We start from the raw sequence: 17,735 nt of genomic DNA on the forward strand, positions 1-17,735 counted from the left end.
CCTTCATCCGCGCATGGCGTGGATCTACTCAACGGCACCGGCTGCGGGCGCTGATCGACGCAGTAGAGCCACGCCATGCGTGGCTGCCACCGCCGATGTCCCTTCATCCACGCATGGCGTGGATCTACTCAACGGCACCGGCTGCGGGCGCTGATCGATGCAGTAGAGCCACGCCATGCGTGGCTGCCAACGCCGATGTCCCTTCATCCACGCATGGCGTGGATCTACTCAACGGCACCGGCTGCGGGCGCTGATCGACGCAGTGGAGCCACGCCATGCGTGGCTGCCACCGCCGATGTCCCGTCATCCACGCAGGGCGTGGATCTACTCGGGCGCATGCCAGATCCGCTGCCACATCGCGGCCAGCCGGCGACCTGCGTCGGCGCGCGCGGCCGGGCTGCTGTAATCCACTCGCACCTGCTCGGGCGTTATCGGCCGCCACTGCCCGTCGGCCTGCTCGGCCACCACGAAGTTGAAGGTGTAGTCCGGCTCCAGCCCCATGCGCAGGTCACTCAGCACCAGCCGGCCGTCCACCACCTGCGCCCGCATGAAACCTCGGTTGAACCACTGCAGCCGCTGCACGGCGGGAATTGCAGACGCTTCGCGCAGTGCCTGCACGTTGGACGGACGGCCCTCGAACCGCATCGGCCCATGGTCGGCCACCAGTGAGCGATCACCCACCACGTAGCCATTGGGCGTCATCGCCACCACCCGCCACAGCAGGGTGTTGAACGGCATCGGCACCGAGAAGCGCGGCGCATCGCCCAGGCCCATCGCGGCCAGGCTCCGCTGCGCGGCCCGATCGACCTGCGCCTTGGCGATCAGCCCCCAGCCCAGGTAGCCACTGCTGAGCAGCAACGCCGCGCCCAGCACCTTGCCCGCCCAGGGCCGCGCACGACCGAACCAGGCCAGCACGCAGCCCAGCAGCAGCCACACCGTGTAGCCGGGGTCGATGATGAAGACGCTGGAGCCCATGGTTGGGTGTGGCCGCAGCGGCCACCACAACTGGGTGCCGTAGACGGTGAACGCATCCAGCACGGGATGGGTAACCAGCGCCAGCTGGATCGCCCAGAACCAGCGCAGCGGTGACTGCGCGACGCGGCCGTTGCCGAAGCGCTTGAACAACCACCAGATCAGTGCGGCCACCCAGGGCAGCACCAGCAGCGAATGGCTGAAGCTGCGGTGTTCGGTCATGTTCGCCACCGGGTCGGCCGCAGTGAAGCCAAGCCACAGGGCGTCGAGGTCCGGCAAGGTGCCGAGCGCGGCACCGGCCAGCAGGGCCGCGCGGCGATGGCCGGGCGGAGCGATGGCAGCAGCGACGGCGCCGCCGAGTACGATCTGGGTCAATGAATCCATGGGCCGATGCTAGCGGCTTGCGCGCGGTGTATGTAGAGCCGAGCCCATGCTCGGCTGCTCTTCGTTGCGCGTAACGGCAGCAGAGCATGGACTCGGCTCTACAGCGGGACAGACGCGGGCTATGCCGCCTGCGACAACCGCGCGCCGGGCAGTTCCAGCAGAGTCTGGCCGCTATGGTCGAGCAGGCGCAGCGCGCCGTCGTGGTCTTCGGCCAGTGCGGTCAGGCTCTCCACCCAGTCGCCGTCATTGGCATAGACCAGGCCATCGCGTTCAATCAGCGCGGCGCGGTGGATATGCCCGCAGACGATGCCGTCCAGGCCGCGTCGGCGCACGTCGTCCAGCCCGGCCTGCACGAAACGCTCGATGTAGCGTTCAGCGGCGCCACTGCGCTTCTTCAGGAACTCCGACAGCGACCAGTAGCGCATGCCCAGCCGCCGCCGCACTGCATTCAAGGCCTGGTTGCCGGTGAGGATGCGGTAATACAGCCAGTCGCCGAATTTTTCCTGCAGGCCGCCGAAGTGGGTCACGCCGTCATACTCGTCGCCGTGCGCGACCAGCAGCCGGCGGCCATCGGCGGTCACGTGGATGGCGCGGCGGCGCACCTGCATCGCCGGCAGCATCAGACCGCAGACCTGGCGCAGCGAAGCGTCGTGGTTGCCGGGAATGTAGATGATCTCGGTGCCGGCACGGCGCAGCGCGTGCAGCGCCTGGATGACCTCGCTGTGCGACTGCCGCCAGGTGGCACGGCGGTGCGCCATCCACCACAGGTCGATGATGTCGCCCACCAGGTACAGCCGTTCGCAGCGCAGCTGCGAGAGGAATCGCGCCAGCTCGGTGGCATGGCAATGGCGCGAGCCCAGGTGCACATCGGAAACGAACACCGCGCGCCGGTTCGGCGACAGGTTCGCCAGCGTGCTCATGCCGGCGTCCCCGCGTCGCGCAGGTAACGTTTGCGCTTGTTCGGCCGGACCGCGCACAGGTCCACCTCGATCAAGCCGTCGATCGAATCGCTGAAGTCCGGGTCCACCCCGAAGGCGAGGAAGCGCGCGCCGCCCGGTTCGCACAGATCGGTGTACTGGCGATACAGCGTGGGTACGCCGGTACCGAGTGCAGCCAGGTTGGCCTTCAGCACGTCGAACGCGGCGCCTGCATCCAGCTCACCGAAACTGGGCGGTGCGGCGAAGTACTGGAACGGCCGGTTCGATTCGGCCATGCCGGCGGTGCCGCTGTAATAACGCTGGTAGTACGCCACCAGCTGCTCGCGCGCATCGCGCGGCAAGGCCGCACTGATCGACACCGCGCCGAACAGGTAGCGGATCCCCGGCCGGCACTGCAGGTAGGCACCGATGCCCTGCCACAGGTAGTCCAGGCTGCGGCTGCCCCAGTAATCGGGCACCACGAAGCTGCGGCCCAGTTCCAGGCCCTCGGCGATGTGGGTGATGGCATCGTCGGAATAGCGGAACAGCGACGCGCTGTAGAGCCCGGACAGGCCGTGCCGGGCCAACGCGTGGGCACCACGCATGATCCGGTACGCGCCAGCAATGCGCTGCGCGGCGGCGTCCCAGATCACGATGTGCTCGTACTGCGGGTCGTAGTTGTCGAGGTCACGGCTGCGGCCGGTGCCCTCACCCACCTGGCGGAAGGTCAGTTCGCGCAGGCGGCCCAGTTCCAGCAGCAGTGGCGAATCGGCAGTGCAGGTGGCCAGCAGGATCTGCTTGCCGTCGGCGGTCTGGCCCAGCTGGGTGGCAGCAGCGATGCCAGCGGCGACCTGCGAAGGTGGCACCGGGGCGGCCAGCAGCTCAGGGCCCGCGCAGGCAGCGGCATTGCCGGCCGCGCCATTGCGGCCCAGCGCATAGAGTGCGCGACGTACCGCCAGCAGTTGGGCACCCGGGTCGCCGCCGTCGCCCAGCCGCATCGGCTCGCCGATGCTCAGCCGCAGCGGGCGGCCACGACGGGTGAACATCTCGCGTGCCAGCAACGCGGTACCGGCCGGCTTGAACAGGGTCGAGGCGCCATAGAACAGCGCCGAGTTGCGCGCTTCCACCCTCACCGGCAGCACCGGCGCACCGGCGGCGCGGGCAAAACGGACGAATCCGCGCTGCCAGCGGCCATCGCGGATGCCGCGCAGCGACAGGCGCGAGACCTCGCCAGCCGGGAACACGATCACGCACTGCTCGGCGGCCAGCGCCTGCTCCACCGCATGCAGGCTGCCGCGCTGCGCCTTGCCGCCCAGGATGCGCACCGGCAACAGCAGATCCTGCAGCGGCGCGATCGCCCCCAGCAGGTCGTTGGCCACGATCCGCACATCGCGGCGGATACGGCCGACTGCGTCCAGCAAGGCCAGTGCGTCCAGCGCCCCGGAAGGGTGGTTGGCGACAATCAGCAGGCGGCCGGTGGCCGGAATCTTCGCCAGCGCGGCCGGATCCACCTGGTACTGGCCGCCGATGAACTCCAGGCCGGCGGCGACGAAACCGAAGCCGCGCAGGCCTGAGCTGCGCTGCAGGAAGGCTTCGATCTGGTCCAGGCGCGACCAGCGGCCGACGCTGCGCAGCAGCGGCCGTGCCAGCTGGCCACGGCGGCCATGGAACCAATCGGGGAAACGTTGCTGGAGACGCTGTTCGAGTTCCTGCATGGCGGATCCACTGATGCCCGGCGGCCGGATTGGCCGACAGCCTGCGCCCGGCAGGCGGCAGCCAGATGGCGGTTTCGGGGCAGAACGATGACGGCCGGCCCCCTTGACGGCCGGGTCGCGCCCTGCGCGGTCGGGGGTTGGGCAGCCCTGTCTGTTGTTGTCGCGCGGGTGGAACACTGGGCCTCGAGGCTGGCCCCCAATCCCGTCATGACGGCCCCTGCCGGGCCTACGCGGGCTTAACCACCGGCAACCGGTACCGGTTCACAATGCACAGGCGGCGCACCCCGTGTATCATGCGCGCCCATCTTTCCATCCGAATCAAGGGATATTACGCCTGATGTCCAGCTATCTCTTCACCTCCGAGTCGGTCTCCGAAGGCCATCCGGACAAGGTTGCCGACCAGATCTCCGATGCGGTGCTGGACGCGATCCTGACCCAGGACCAGCGCGCCCGCGTGGCCTGCGAGACCATGGTCAAGACCGGCGTTGCCATCGTGGCCGGTGAAATCACCACCAGCGCCTGGATCGACCTGGAAGCGCTGACCCGCAAGGTCATCACGGACATCGGTTACGACAGCTCCGACGTCGGCTTCGACGGCGCCACCTGCGGCGTGCTGAACCTGATCGGCAAGCAGTCGCCGCACATCGCCCAGGGCGTGGACCGCAAGAAGCCGGAAGAAATGGGCGCTGGCGACCAGGGCCTGATGTTCGGCTATGCCACCAACGAGACCGACAGCTACATGCCGGCCGCGATCCACCTGTCGCACCGCCTGGTCGAGCAGCAGGCCAAGATCCGCAAGAAGAAGAACTCGCCGCTGTCGTGGCTGCGCCCGGACGCCAAGAGCCAGGTCACCCTGCGCTATGAAAACGGCGTGGTCTCGGCCATCGACGCCGTGGTCCTGTCGACCCAGCACGCCCCGGGCATCAAGCAGAAGGACCTCATCGAGGCCGTCCGCGAAGAGATCATCAAGCCGGTGCTGCCGGCCAAGTGGCTGCACAAGGGCACCAAGTTCCACATCAACCCGACCGGCAAGTTCGAGATCGGCGGCCCGGTGGGCGACTGCGGCCTGACCGGCCGCAAGATCATCGTCGACACCTACGGCGGCTGGGCCCGTCACGGTGGTGGCGCGTTCTCCGGCAAGGACCCGTCCAAGGTCGACCGTTCGGCCGCCTACGCGGCCCGCTACGTCGCCAAGAACGTGGTTGCTGCCGGCCTGGCCGACCGTTGCGAAGTGCAGGTCTCCTACGCCATCGGCGTGGCTGAGCCGACCTCGATCTCGGTCACCACCTTCGGCACCGGCAAGATCAGCGACGACAAGATCGAGAAGCTGATCCGCAAGCACTTCGACCTGCGCCCGTACGGCATCATCAAGATGCTGGACCTGATCCACCCGATGTACCAGCAGACCGCGGCCTATGGCCACTTCGGCCGCAAGCCGAAGGAGTTCAGCTACCTCAACGGCGAAGGCGAGACCGTCAACGCCACGGCCTTCTCCTGGGAGAAGACCGACCGCGCCGCCGCCCTGCGCGCCGATGCGAAGCTGAAGTAAGCAACACGAAGGGCCGCTCACGCGGCCCTTCTGCTTCTGGTAGAGCCGGCCGCTGGCCGGCTTTTTCATGGCCTCCGGAAACAACCGCGTGGTTGCCGGCCAGCGGCCGGCACGACCGGTTGCCGATACAATCGCCGCATGTCGACCGAACTGAAAACCCACCAGCTGTCCATGACGGTGCTGATGTCGCCGGAGATGGCCAATTTCTCCGGCAAGGTCCATGGTGGCGCCATCCTGCGCCTGCTTGACCAGGTGGCCTACGCCTGCGCCAGCCGCTATGCCGGCAGCTACGTGGTCACCCTGTCGGTGGACCAGGTGATGTTCCGCCAGCCCATCGCGGTCGGCGAGCTGGTCACCTTCCTGGCCTCGGTGAACTACACCGGCACCTCATCGATGGAGATCGGCATCAAGGTGGTGGCCGAGGACATCCTCAAGCGCAGCGTGCGCCACGCCAACAGCTGCTTCTTCACGATGGTCGCAGTGGATGAAGAAGGCCGGCCGACGCCTGTCCCGCCCTTGCAGCCGGCAACGTCCGACGAAAAGCGCCGCCAGGCCGCAGCACAGATCCGCCGCCAGCTGCGCCAGGAAATGGAACAGCGCCACCTGGAACTGCTGGCGTCGAACCCGCCGTCGCCGGAGGAATGAGGTAGTGCCGGCCGCTGGCCGGCACTACCAACGCCAGGTCACCCTGTGTTCTGCACGCCCTGCGAAACGCCGTTCACGCACGCCACCAGCGCGCGCAGCAGATCGTCATCCTCGCGCCCGCTGGCCCGCCAGCGCTGCAGCAGATCCACCTGCAGCACGCTGATCGGATCGACGTAGGGATTGCGCAGGCGGATCGACAGCGCCAGCCGCGCGTCGTGGTCCAGCAGCGTCTTCTGGTCCATCAGCGCCAGCAGCCAGCGCCGCGTGAGCTCCAGTTCGCGCTGCACCTGTGGGAAGAAGCGCCCGTGCAGTTCACCCGACAACAGCGAGAACTGCTCGGCGATGGTGATATCGCCCTTGGACAGCACCATCGCGATGTCATCCAGGAAGGTACGGAAGAACGGCCAGTCCCGCGCCATATCGCGCAGGGTCTGTTCGTGGCCGGCATCGACCGCGGCCTGCAGGCCACTGCCCACGCCGTACCAGCCGGGAATCACCGCACGCGCCTGGCTCCAGGCGAACACCCAGGGAATCGCACGCAGGTTGCCCAGCGCTGCGTCCTGGCCGAGCCGGCGCGACGGCCGCGAACCCAGCGTCATCCGCTCGATCACGTCGATCGGCGTGGCGGTACGGAAGTAATCCATGAAACCGGGCTGGCCGACGAACGCGCGATACACCTCGCTGCTGGCCGCAGCCACCGCATCCATCACCGGCCGCCACGCGTCCTCGCGCGGCTCGGCGGCACGCGGACGCAGGCTGGCGCGCAGCACTGCACCGGTGGCCTGCTCCAGCGAGCGCAGGGCCAGCGCGCGGATGCCGTACTTGCGATGGATCACCTCGCCCTGCTCGGTCACCCGCAGGCGGCCATCGATGCTGCCGCGTGGCGACGCATCCACGGCGTGGGTGGTCTTGCCACCACCACGGCTGATCGAACCGCCCCGGCCATGGAAGAAGGTCAATCGGATGCCGGCCTCGGCCGCCACCTCCAGCAGTTCCACCTGCGCGCGCTGCAGGCCCCAGCGCGAGGCGGCGATGCCGCCGTCCTTGCTGCTGTCCGAATAGCCCAGCATCACCATCTGCACGTCGTCGCGTGCCTGCAGGTGCGCGCGGTACACCGGATCCTCCAGCAGGTCGCGCAGCGTGGCGGTACCGCGCTTGAGGTCATCCACCGTCTCGAACAGCGGCGCGATATCCAGCGGTACTGACCCGTTCTCTTCCACCAGGCCGCCACGGCGTGCCAGCGCCAGCACCGCCAGCACGTCGCTGCGGTCGTGTGCCATCGAGATGATGTAGCTGCCCAGTGCATCGCCGCCATGCCGCGCACGGGCATCGGCCAATGCAGCGAACACGGCGTCGAGCCGCCGGTTGCCGTCGTCGTCGCCTTCCGGCAACGGCACCTCACCGCTGGCATGCGGTGCCAGCAGGCGCGCACGGCCCGATGCATCCAGGCCCTCCCACGCCGGGTCGCCGCCCAGCACCGCCGCCAGCGCGCGCGCATGCACGCTCGATTCCTGGCGCACGTCCAGCCGCGCCAGATGGAAGCCGAACGTCTTCACCCGCCACAACAGCCGCTGCACGGCGAAGCCGCCAGCGTGTTCGCCGCGATTGGCGCGCAAACTGTCGAGGATCAGCTGCAGGTCGTCGATCAGTTCATCCGGGCCGGCGTAAGCGCCCTCGCCGTCTTCCAGCGTGGCCTGCAGGCGAGCACGCATGCGATCGTTGAGCAGGCGGTAGGGCATGTCGGCATGGCGCGGGCGCGACTGTACCTGCGGCAGCAGCTGCTGGTAGTGCGCCACGCGCGCCTGCAGCGCATCGCTCACGCCCACCCGCTCGGTGGACTGGCTGAGCAGGCTGGCCAGCTGCAGCAGTTCCTTCTGGTAGCGCGCCAGTACCGCCTGCCGCTGCGCATCCAGCGTACTGCGGATGGTGTGGGCATCCACGTTCGGGTTGCCGTCCATGTCCCCGCCCACCCACGTACCGAAGCGCAGCAGGCGCGGCAGTGGCAGTTCTTCACCATAGGTATCGCGCAGCGCCTGCTGCAGCGATTCGTACAGCACCGGAATCACGCGGTACAGCACCTGCACCAGATAGAAGCCGACGTGCTCGCGCTCGTCATCGACGGTGGGCCGCACCGGCGAGGAATCAGTGGTCTGCCACGACGCGGTCAGCGCCATGCGGAAGCGCGCAGCATCGGCGGCCGCTTCCCCCGGCGTGCGCTGGCCGTCGAGGTTGTCGACCAGGCTGGCCACCATCAGCTGCTCTTTCTCCAGCAGCGCACGGCGCACCGCTTCGGTCGGGTGCGCGGTAAACACCGGTTCGATGTCGATGCGCGGCAGCCACTGCGCCAGCTCGTCCAGGCCCACGCCCTGCGCCTTCAGGTGCTGCAGCGCATCCTGCAGGCCGTCAGGCTGCGCCCCTGCGGTACCGGCACGCTGGTAGTCACGGCGGCGGCGGATGCGATGCACGCGCTCGGCAATGTTGACCACCTGGAAGTAGGTGCTGAAGGCCCGCACCATGGTCTCGGCCTGCTGCGGCGTGCGCCCGGCCAGCCCTTCGGCCAGCTCCGACAGCGGCGCCTGGTTCTCGCGACGGGCGATGGCGCGGGTGCGCACGTCCTCGACCTCGTCGAGGAAGGCCGCCGATACCTGCTCGACCAGCAGGTCACCGACCAGTGCGCCGAGCCGGCGCACGTCATCGCGAAGCGGAAGATCGGGGGAAGCAAACTCGATGCTGCTGCGGTACTCGTTCATCGGCGACGCACAGGCCTCGGTCAACGGATCCAGATCCCAAGCCTAAACCAGAACGGGCAGCGTGCTGCGATGCAAAAATGGTTTCATCTGCACGCATCCCTGGCGGACGCAGCCGAGCATGGGCTCGGCTCTACAAGCGTCGTGGCGCGTGACACCGTGTAGCGCCCGAGCCCATGCTCGGGCGGCGCCGCAGCCGCACAGGCGGCCCCTGTTACAGGGGCCGCCCTCATGCAGGTATCAGCGCTTCTTCTTCGCCTTGCCCTGCTCGGCCGGGCCGATGGTCTGCTCCAGCCAGCGCTCGCTCTCGGCCAGCATGGTCATGATCGATTCGCGTGCCCGGTAGGCATGCGATTCGTTGGGCAGCATCACCAGCCGCGCGGTACCACCCAGGCCCTTCACCGCGGCGAACATGCGCTCGCTCTGGATCGGGAAGGTGCCGGAGTTGTTGTCGTCCACGCCGTGGATGAACAGGATCGGATCCTTGATCCTGTCGGCGTAATTGAACGGCGCCATCTTCTGGTAGACGTCCTGCGCCTGCCAGTAGTTGCGCTCCTCGGCCTGGAAACCGAACGGAGTAAGCGTGCGGTTGTAGGCACCGCTGCGCGCGATGCCGGCCTTGAACAGGCGGGTGTGCGCCAGCAGGTTGGCGGTCATGAACGCACCGTAGGAATGGCCGCCGATGGCGATGCGCTCGCGATCGGTCACACCACGCCGCACCACTTCATCCACCGCCGCCTGCGCATTGGCCACCAGCTGTTCGATGTAGGTGTCGTTGGGTTCCTTGTCGCCCTCGCCAATGATCGGCATCGACGGGCTGGCCAGCACCACATAGCCCTTGGCCAGGAACGCCTGCGGGCCCCAGTAGCTGACCGCATTGAAGCGATACGGCGAATCGGTCACCTGGCTGGCCGCGGCCGCGCTCTTGAACTCGCCCGGGTAGGCCCACATCAGCAGCGGGCGCGGGCCGTCGCGCTTGGGGTCGTAGCCCGGCGGCAGCAGCAGTGTCGCGGTCAGGTCGACCCCATCCTTGCGCTTGTAGCGGATCTGCTCCTTCTGCACGCCCTTCAGCTGCGGCAGCGGATGGGCGAAACGGGTCAGCGCGCGCGGTGCGGCACGGGCATCGGCCAGCGACTGCACGTAGTAGTTGGCCGGTTCGTCCGGGCTCTCGCGGCTCAGCAGCAGCGAATTGCCCTGGTTGTCCAGCAATGCCACCGGCAGCGAATAGCTCGGCGCCTGCGAATGGAACAGGCGCGTCGCCTTGCCCGTGGCGATGTCGAAGCGGTCCACGAACGGGCGGTCGCCCTCCGGCGAAGCACCGGCGCCGGCCAGGTACAGGCTGCTGCCATCCGGGCTGGTCTGCAGCAGCGAGCGACCACGTTCATCGCTGGCCAGCAGCGGCCGCCCCGGATCGGCGTAACGGTCCTGCGCGTCACGATCCCACAGCAGGCGCGGCTCGACACCGGCGTTGTCCGGGGCGATCAGCCAAGTCTTGGTCCTGCGGGTCTTCCACCACGACTCGGTCAGCAGGGCCAGGTCGCCACGGCCCCAGTTGATGCCGCTCAGGCGGCTGCCAAGCTGGGCCAGGGTGACCGGCGGCTTGTCGAACGGCGCGGCCTGCATCAGCACCGCATCGCGCACCTTGGCCTCCTGGTTCGGATCACCACCGTCCTGCGCTTCGGCCCAGACCAGGGTGGCATCGGCATCACCGCGCCAGCTGATGTCGCGCACGCCGGTCACTTCGGCATCGTTGCCGGTCGGCAGGCCTTCCACCAGCGGGCGCACCGCCACGGTATGCACCAGCTTGCCGGTGGCCCGGTCGATTACTTCAATGCGGCGCGGAAAACTGCTTACCGGCACCACGTAGGAGTACGGACGCTGCACCGGCTGGCGCAGCACGAAGCGGCCGTCAGGCGACACCGAGAAGCCCATGAAGATGCCGGCCGCACCGATCGCGCGGGTACTGCCATCCAGGCCGACTTCCATCGGCTGGGTAGTAGCGTAGTAATCGAACTGGCGAGCGTCGGCTTCGTTCTTCAGCAGGTCCTGATAGGTACGGATCGACACCACGCCGCCGCCCTGGCTGGTCTGCTGCACGGCAGGGCCGGTCGGGACGCCGTCGGCGGCCGGGGCTGGCCCCAGGTTGGCCGGGCGGGCGAACACCACCAGCCCGCGGCTGTCCGGCAGCCACTGGTAGCCGCTACCGATCACCGTGTTCAGGCCGGCAACCAGGCGACGGGCACTGCCACCGGCCACATCCACCAGCCACAGTTCATTGGCGCCACTGGCGGCATCGACCTGGTTGAACGCCAGCCACTTCTGGTCCGGCGACCACATCACACTGGCGATCGACAGCGTGGCCGGCAGGCCACTGATCTGCCGCTCCTTGCCATCGGCCACGTTCATCAGCCACAGCTTCTCGCCGAAGCTGAAGCGGCTGTCGGAGAACGTGCGCGGGTTGATGCGCAGGCCGGCCAGCTTCAGTTCCGGCTGCGCCACCACCTGGATCGACGGCAGCGACGGCATCTGCATCATCGCGGCCACGTCGCGGCGCGGCGACAGGAACAGCGACGGCGCGCGCGGGGCATCGACCACTGCCTGCAGTGCGGCCGATGGCAGTTCGTAGCCGTTGACACCCTGCGCCTGCGCGGCAACGGGCTGCGAAGCGGCCGCCCAGGCCAGCGGGGCCACCGCCAGCAGCCCCATCGACAGGACCAGGCCGGTCCAGCGCCGTGTGCGGCGCGCGTGCATGCTCATCGTTCCACCTGTGTGATGCGTGAAAACACCGACCTTAACAGGCCGTGCACGTGGCCCCATCTGCCGATGGTTGGGTCATGCCGATGTCACGCTGGGGCCGCGATATAATGGGGGTTCTCCCCTGCCGAGGGGCGCTGCGACCGGATCCCACGAGGCCCGGCCAGGCTCGGTAAGGTGGCTTTGTAACAACGGCGCCCGGCTAGATGCGAGCATCCGCTCGCCCACAACCGGAGCACACGAATGAACGCTGTTGCCAAGACCTTCTCCACCGAAGGTGATTACAAGATCCGCGATATCACGCTGGCCGACTGGGGCCGCAAGGAACTGGACATCGCCGAGCACGAAATGCCGGGCCTGATGTCGATCCGCCGCAAGTACCAGGCCGAACTGCCGCTGAAGGGCGTGCGCGTGACCGGCTCGCTGCACATGACCATCCAGACCGCGGTGCTGATCGAGACCCTGAAGGACATCGGCGCCGATGTGCGCTGGGCCTCGTGCAACATCTTCTCGACCCAGGACCACGCGGCTGCCGCCATCGCCGCCACCGGCACCCCGGTGTTCGCCTGGAAGGGCGAGACCCTGGAAGAGTACTGGGACTGCACCCTGGACGCGCTGACCTTCACCCTGGCCGACGGCACCCTGACCGGCCCGGAACTGGTGGTCGACGACGGCGGTGACGTGACCCTGCTGATCCACAAGGGCTACGAACTGGAAAACGGCAGCGACTGGGTCAACACCCCCTCTGCCTCGCACGAAGAACAGGTCATCAAGAACCTGCTCAAGCGCGTGGCCAAGGAGCGCCCGGGTTACTGGGGCCGCGTGGTGAAGGACTGGAAGGGCGTCTCCGAAGAGACCACCACCGGTGTGCACCGCCTGTACCAGCTGGCGCAGGCCGGCACCCTGCTGATCCCGGCGATCAACGTCAACGACTCGGTCACCAAGAGCAAGTTCGACAACCTGTACGGCTGCCGCGAGTCGCTGGCCGACGGCCTGAAGCGCGCGATGGACGTGATGCTGGCCGGCAAGGTGGCCGTGGTCTGCGGCTACGGCGACGTCGGCAAGGGCTGCGCGGCCTCGCTGCGTGCCTACGGCGCGCGCGTGATCGTCACCGAGATCGACCCGATCTGCGCGCTGCAGGCGGCGATGGAAGGCTATGAAGTCAACACCATCGAGTCGACCCTGGGCCGTGCCGACCTGTATGTCACCACCACCGGCAACCGCGACATCATCCGCATCGAGCACCTGAGCGCGATGAAGGACCAGGCCATCGTCTGCAACATCGGCCACTTCGACAACGAGATCCAGGTCGATGCACTGGTGTCCTACCCGGGCATCAAGCATGTCAACATCAAGCCGCAGGTGGACAAGTACATCTTCCCGAACGGCAACGCGATCTTCCTGCTGGCCGAAGGCCGCCTGGTGAACCTGGGCTGCGCCACCGGCCACCCGAGCTTCGTGATGTCCAACAGCTTCGCCAACCAGACCCTGGCACAGATCGACCTGTGGGCGAACAAGGACAGCTACGAGAAGAAGGTCTACCTGCTGCCGAAGAAGCTGGACGAAGAAGTGGCCCGCCTGCACCTGGAAAAGATCGGCGTGAAGCTGACCACCCTGAGCCAGGAACAGGCCGACTACATCGGCGTGCCGGTGGAAGGCCCGTTCAAGCCGGACCACTACCGCTACTGATGCCTGCGGGGTACCGGCCAGCGGCCGGCACTACCGGCGTACGCGGGGTCGGATCCCTTTCCGCATGAAAGGGCTCTGACCCCGGCAACGGATGCAGACAGGACGGGCGCCTTCGGGCGCCCGTTCTGCGTTGCGGCACCCGGCAACCGATCCGCGCACCCTGTCACGGAGCACTAAGAAGCCGCTTGCTAGGCTTTACGCCCGCGTGGGCTGCCAACGGCAGGCCATGCGCCGGGACGCAGACACCAAAGGACAGGACATGCCGCGCAACCGTGAACGACTGAACCGGGCCATGAAGCCCCTGATGCCCCTGTGCTGGGTGGCCCTGCTGGCCGCCTGCACCCCACCTGCCGGCGAAGCCGGCGCTACGGCTCCGGCTGCGGCCAGCGGACAGGCCAGCCCCGCAGGCAAGGCCGCCGACGCGCCCGCCACGGTCGCCGACACGAGCGCTGGCTGCGCCGATGCAGCGTCGCCGGCACAGACCCTGGTCTGCAAGGACCCGACCCTGACCGGCCTGGATGCGGACGTGGGCAAGGCGGTCACTGCCGCACAGGCCACGCTCGATGCAGCAGGGCAGAGCAAGCTGCACGCCGAACAGCAGCGCTGGCAGGAGCACACCCGCGACCTGTGCACCGATGCACAGTGCCTGCAGCAGGTGTACGCCGATCGCCTCAAGGTGCTGTCCGCCACGCGTGACGGCCTGGTCGACCAGGATGCATGCGAAGCCCCTGACGGCCAGCAGCAATGCGTGGACCTGCTGGTGCTGCGCGATCCCAACAGCCAGCTGGCGAACTTCAACACGCTGCTGGGTGAGAACGGCCAGGAAGGCCGCCTGCTGGGCTGCACGGCCGCCACGAACATGGGCGGCGGCCCCAACGCCCTGCTCGCAGCCAACTGCACCCAGGAAACCTCCGCCGGCAGGCGCAACGTGCAGCTGTGCAGCAACCAGATGGTTGGCCAGTTCGCCCTCGAACCGGCGCCGGCTGCTTACGGCACCCAGGCCATCCGACAGCTGCTCGGCTTCACCCAGCAGCACTGCGCCGGCTGACAATCGCCGGGCACGCCCGGCGCTTTACCCTCATTGAAGGACGATGACCATGGCAACGGATTCCACCCTTACGCGCGAACAGCTGTCCACGCTGTTCCTCAACACCGAGCTGGGCGGCAACACCCGCCACCTGGACCACTTCTCATACGCACAGAAAGGCGCAAGCACCTATTCGTTCGGGCTGGTGCAGTTCGATGTCGGCGGCAATCCGCAGGCCAGGCGCTTCCTGCGCGACAACGGCTTCACCGATGGCGACATCGCACTGTTGTCCCAGCAGGGCGGATTGAGCACCCAGCAGCTGGCGGCGCTCGACGCCAAGTTGCAGGCCATTCCGCAGGCCAGGATGGACGAGCTCACCAACGCCAAGCTGGACAGCGCCATCGAGCGTGTCGATCAGGCCATCGCCAAGGTACGTGCAACCAATCCGGCCGCGGCCGATGCCATCGCCGCCAACCCGGAGTTGCAGCTGGCCATGGCGGACTATGACAACCAGTTCGGCAGCATGGGCCCGCAGTTCATCAGCTATCTGGCCGGCAATGCGGAAACGCTGCAGGGCGGCACCGTCCAGGCCGGCAATCCGCCGACGCGCGGCGACGTGCAGAACTTCGTCGATGCCACCAAGTACGGCATCCAGTCGCAGGCCGCCGTAGCCAGCCGCGATGAGCGCTTCGACCGGGCCATGGTCCAGATCGGCATCACCCCCACCCATGCTCCCTCGCACGGGTCACCGGGCACGCCTGCGGGCAACGGCGTGCTGGTCAACGGCAGCAAGGGCGATGAGGTGCAGGCCATGCAGCAGAAGCTGTCCGACCTGGGCTACCTGGGCAAGGACGGCAAGCCGCTGGTGGCCGATGGCGATTTCGGCCCCGGCACCGTGGAAGCGGTCAAGCAGTTCCAGCGGGATCACCACCTCACCGTAGACGGCAAGGCTGGCGGCGCGACCCTGGGGGCGCTGGAGGTGGCCACGCAGCAGCGTGCACAGGCGGCCGAGCCGACCATGGCCACCCCGGGCCACGCCGACAACCCGCGTTACCAGCAGGTCGTGGAAAAGCTGGAAGCACTGGAAGAACAGCGGCGCCAGGGCGGCCTGTCGCCGCTGTTCAATGACCGCAGCCAGCTCGAGAACGCCGCAGGCCAGGTGGCTTACGAGTCAAAGTTGGCCGGCATGAGCCAGGTCGATACCGTGCTGGCGCGGCCGGACAACCAGGGCGTGTTCGCGGTGCAGGGCCAGCTCGGCGATCCCGCCATGCACCGCACCTACGTCGACCTGTCGCGGGCGGTGAACCAGAACCTGCAGGACAGCACGCGGCAGAGCCAGGCGCTGGACAACGAGCTGTCACAGCGGCAGACCCAGGAACAGATACAGACGCAGCAATCGATGTCGCGCTGATCCCGCGTCGCCGGGCTGGATCTACATGCGCTGCCGGTCGTCGTGCAGCGCACGCTGGCACCGTGCGGCGAAGTCGCGCCGCCAGGCCTCCAGATCGAAGCCTTCGCGCTGCTGGAAGGAAACCGTCTCGCTGCTCAACACGTAGCAGCGGTTCTGGCTCATGCGCAGTGCCGCCAGCGTATCTCCCGCATCCCAGCACTGATCGATGCACGCCTGCATCCACGCATGGTCCGCGTTGGTCTTGGCGCCGCCGAAGGCGAACCCCATCTGCTGCGCCATTGCCAGCACAGGATCGCCGGCGGCATCGGTGGCCCGCAGCATGCGCAGCACGCCAGGCTCGGGAATGCCGAAAGCCCAGTTGGCCAGGATCGCCGCACGTGCCGCCGCCACGGCCGCCGCGTGCTGGCCCCGGCGCATCTGCTGCCCTGCCAGCATGGCCCACGCGCGCGGCAGTTCCGGAAAGCGCCTGCAGGCATCCTCCAGCAACGCGATTGCCTGGGCCGGTTCGGCAGCCTGTACATGCCGCTGCGCACGCTCGATCAAGGGCAACGGCGATCCCGCATCCGGTACCGCGTGCTCACGCGGCTCGCAGCCGTCATCGTCGTCCTGTTCCGCGCCACCGGCATCCAGCCATTGCGCGAAGACATCCAGCGAGGAATGGCGGAAGACCATCCGCCCCTCGTCATGGAACATTTCGCAGACCACGGGCGGCTCAGCCTCCCGACCCAGCGGCCAGTACAGACCGAACTGATCACCGTTGCCCAGTGCACCTTCGGCGATCGGCCAGAAGCCCTGCGGTGGGTACGGGCCCGCGCACGGTTCGCTATCCAGAGTCAGGCCATGAAGCAGGGGCGGTGCGCGCATGATGAGAGTCCAGACGGTGTACAGCGCGCATTATCGCAGGGGCCCACCAGTAGCCTCGGTCAAGGCAGGTTATTCCCTGCGCGCTACGATGCGCGCATGACCCCCGCCATCAATCTGCTCAAGCGCGAGAACATCGCCCACAGCGTGCGCAGCTACGTGCACGATGCCCATGCCGCCTCCTATGGTGGCGAAGCCGTGGAAAAGCTCGGCCTGGACCCGGCACAGGTGTTCAAGACCCTGCTGGCCAGTACCGACACCCACGAACTGCTGGTGGCCATCGTGCCGGTCGCCGGCCAGCTGGACCTGAAGGCGCTGGCCGAAGCTGCCCGCTGCAGGAAATGCGAGATGGCCGCCGCTGACGCCGCACAGCGTGCGACCGGCTATCTGGTCGGTGGCATCAGCCCGCTGGGCCAGAAAAAGCGCCTTCGCACCTTTCTTGATTCCAGTGCGGAATCCCTGCACACGCTGCATGTCAGCGCCGGCCGTCGTGGCCTGGAAGTGGAACTGGCACCGGGCGATCTGCTGCAGCTCACCGGCGGACACTTCGCCGCCATCGGCAAGGCGCGCTGATGCGCTGGCCCTGGTCTGCGGCGCCAGCCCCCATGCTCAACAATGCCCACGCCCAGGCGCTGCTGCAGGACCTGCTGTCAGGCGACGGCGGGCGCATCACCGACGCCGCGCGTACGCTCGCCCGGCTGTTCGATGCGGCGCCGCTGGACGCGCTGGCACCGCACGTGACGTTGATCGAGCAGCGCAGCGCAGGCATAGCGCTGGGCGGCATGCTGGTCAGCAACCAGGCGCACCTGAAGGCGGCGCTGCAGCGGCTGCGTTTCTGGCGCGCGGGCACCGGCTGCCTGTGTGCGCTCAACCCCGGCTACCCGTTCTTCGACCCCCGTCGGCTGATCGAACACGGGCAGATGCAGCTGCTGTCGCTCGACGCAGCGGAGGATGGCTGGGGCAACTGCCATAGCGTCGCCTGCACCCGCTGCGGCCAACACTGGCAGGCGATCGACCGCGAGTATCACTACCCCTGGTGGGAGTGGAAAACCGTCGAACGATGA

At 67.8% G+C, this 17,735-nt stretch carries 13 protein-coding genes and 1 riboswitch; of the genes, 7 read left to right on the forward strand and 6 right to left on the reverse strand.

The features are described 5' to 3' along the window. Positions 1-324: 324 nt before the first annotated feature. The 3 genes from WDC87_RS02160 to WDC87_RS02170 all read right to left on the reverse strand — a co-directional run bounded on the left by WDC87_RS02160 (position 325) and on the right by WDC87_RS02170 (position 3,988). Complete coding sequence (locus WDC87_RS02160; protein WP_252745164.1) at positions 325-1,356, reverse strand: metal-dependent hydrolase; 1,032 nt, start codon at positions 1,354-1,356, stop codon at positions 325-327. A gap of 119 nt (positions 1,357-1,475) precedes the next feature. Further along, positions 1,476-2,276, reverse strand: a complete 801-nt coding sequence (locus WDC87_RS02165; protein ID WP_088497858.1) for a UDP-2,3-diacylglucosamine diphosphatase — start codon at positions 2,274-2,276, stop codon at positions 1,476-1,478. Beyond that, positions 2,273-3,988 carry a lysophospholipid acyltransferase family protein gene (locus WDC87_RS02170; protein ID WP_252745163.1) on the reverse strand — a complete coding sequence of 572 codons (1,716 nt, stop codon included), beginning with the start codon at positions 3,986-3,988 and terminating at the stop codon, positions 2,273-2,275. The genes WDC87_RS02165 and WDC87_RS02170 overlap by 4 nt, the downstream gene beginning before the upstream one ends. Before the next feature lie 337 nt (positions 3,989-4,325). Between WDC87_RS02170 and metK the strand changes: the two genes are divergently transcribed. Next, positions 4,326-5,537: a methionine adenosyltransferase gene (metK, locus tag WDC87_RS02175; RefSeq protein WP_005408103.1), complete on the forward strand. Its 1,212-nt coding sequence runs from the start codon at positions 4,326-4,328 to the stop codon at positions 5,535-5,537. A 138-nt stretch (positions 5,538-5,675) separates the two neighbouring features. Continuing rightward, on the forward strand, positions 5,676-6,182 hold the full coding sequence (locus WDC87_RS02180; protein ID WP_005415314.1) for an acyl-CoA thioesterase: 507 nt from the start codon (positions 5,676-5,678) through the stop codon (positions 6,180-6,182). 38 nt (positions 6,183-6,220) lie between these two features. Here WDC87_RS02180 and ppc read toward each other — a convergent pair whose 3' ends face one another. Further along, positions 6,221-8,932, reverse strand: coding sequence for a phosphoenolpyruvate carboxylase (ppc, locus tag WDC87_RS02185; RefSeq protein ID WP_227838002.1), 2,712 nt, complete (start codon positions 8,930-8,932; stop codon positions 6,221-6,223). Positions 8,933-9,169: 237 nt separating this feature from the next. Beyond that, on the reverse strand, positions 9,170-11,686 hold the full coding sequence (locus WDC87_RS02190) for a prolyl oligopeptidase family serine peptidase (protein WP_072167864.1): 2,517 nt from the start codon (positions 11,684-11,686) through the stop codon (positions 9,170-9,172). Positions 11,687-11,806: 120 nt separating this feature from the next. After that, positions 11,807-11,890: riboswitch (S-adenosyl-L-homocysteine riboswitch) on the forward strand. Between the two features lie 36 nt (positions 11,891-11,926). Between WDC87_RS02190 and ahcY the strand changes: the two genes are divergently transcribed. From ahcY to WDC87_RS02205, 3 genes are all read left to right on the forward strand, one after another. Then, complete coding sequence (gene ahcY / locus WDC87_RS02195; RefSeq protein WP_072167863.1) at positions 11,927-13,372, forward strand: adenosylhomocysteinase; 1,446 nt, start codon at positions 11,927-11,929, stop codon at positions 13,370-13,372. Positions 13,373-13,631: 259 nt separating this feature from the next. Beyond that, positions 13,632-14,420 carry a hypothetical protein gene (locus WDC87_RS02200; protein ID WP_061478378.1) on the forward strand — a complete coding sequence of 263 codons (789 nt, stop codon included), beginning with the start codon at positions 13,632-13,634 and terminating at the stop codon, positions 14,418-14,420. A gap of 49 nt (positions 14,421-14,469) precedes the next feature. Beyond that, positions 14,470-15,810, forward strand: a complete 1,341-nt coding sequence (locus WDC87_RS02205; RefSeq protein ID WP_227838008.1) for a peptidoglycan-binding domain-containing protein — start codon at positions 14,470-14,472, stop codon at positions 15,808-15,810. Positions 15,811-15,831: 21 nt separating this feature from the next. On the opposite strand, the gene WDC87_RS02210 is transcribed toward WDC87_RS02205, so the two are convergent. Next, complete coding sequence (locus WDC87_RS02210; protein ID WP_252745162.1) at positions 15,832-16,674, reverse strand: tetratricopeptide repeat protein; 843 nt, start codon at positions 16,672-16,674, stop codon at positions 15,832-15,834. A 96-nt stretch (positions 16,675-16,770) separates the two neighbouring features. Here WDC87_RS02210 and ybaK point away from each other — a divergent pair, with 96 nt between their 5' ends. Next, complete coding sequence (gene ybaK, locus WDC87_RS02215; RefSeq protein WP_072167860.1) at positions 16,771-17,244, forward strand: Cys-tRNA(Pro) deacylase; 474 nt, start codon at positions 16,771-16,773, stop codon at positions 17,242-17,244. Next, positions 17,244-17,735, forward strand: coding sequence for a hypothetical protein (locus WDC87_RS02220; protein WP_072167859.1), 492 nt, complete (start codon positions 17,244-17,246; stop codon positions 17,733-17,735). Before ybaK ends, WDC87_RS02220 begins: the two co-directional genes overlap by 1 nt.

The sequence above is a fragment of the Stenotrophomonas maltophilia group sp. Smal12 genome, assembly GCF_037079935.1.
GTDB lineage: Bacteria > Pseudomonadota > Gammaproteobacteria > Xanthomonadales > Xanthomonadaceae > Stenotrophomonas > Stenotrophomonas sepilia.

Coding starts and splice junctions, on each gene's coding strand:
- WDC87_RS02160 (WP_252745164.1), bottom strand. CDS start 1,356: ATGGATTCATTGACCCAGATCGTACTCGGCGGCGCCGTCGCTGCTGCC.
- ybaK (WP_072167860.1), top strand. CDS start 16,771: ATGACCCCCGCCATCAATCTGCTCAAGCGCGAGAACATCGCCCACAGC.
- WDC87_RS02165 (WP_088497858.1), bottom strand. CDS start 2,276: ATGAGCACGCTGGCGAACCTGTCGCCGAACCGGCGCGCGGTGTTCGTT.
- ppc (WP_227838002.1), bottom strand. CDS start 8,932: ATGAACGAGTACCGCAGCAGCATCGAGTTTGCTTCCCCCGATCTTCCG.
- WDC87_RS02200 (WP_061478378.1), top strand. CDS start 13,632: ATGCCGCGCAACCGTGAACGACTGAACCGGGCCATGAAGCCCCTGATG.
- WDC87_RS02190 (WP_072167864.1), bottom strand. CDS start 11,686: ATGAGCATGCACGCGCGCCGCACACGGCGCTGGACCGGCCTGGTCCTG.
- WDC87_RS02205 (WP_227838008.1), top strand. CDS start 14,470: ATGGCAACGGATTCCACCCTTACGCGCGAACAGCTGTCCACGCTGTTC.
- WDC87_RS02180 (WP_005415314.1), top strand. CDS start 5,676: ATGTCGACCGAACTGAAAACCCACCAGCTGTCCATGACGGTGCTGATG.
- ahcY (WP_072167863.1), top strand. CDS start 11,927: ATGAACGCTGTTGCCAAGACCTTCTCCACCGAAGGTGATTACAAGATC.
- metK (WP_005408103.1), top strand. CDS start 4,326: ATGTCCAGCTATCTCTTCACCTCCGAGTCGGTCTCCGAAGGCCATCCG.
- WDC87_RS02220 (WP_072167859.1), top strand. CDS start 17,244: ATGCGCTGGCCCTGGTCTGCGGCGCCAGCCCCCATGCTCAACAATGCC.
- WDC87_RS02170 (WP_252745163.1), bottom strand. CDS start 3,988: ATGCAGGAACTCGAACAGCGTCTCCAGCAACGTTTCCCCGATTGGTTC.
- WDC87_RS02210 (WP_252745162.1), bottom strand. CDS start 16,674: ATGCGCGCACCGCCCCTGCTTCATGGCCTGACTCTGGATAGCGAACCG.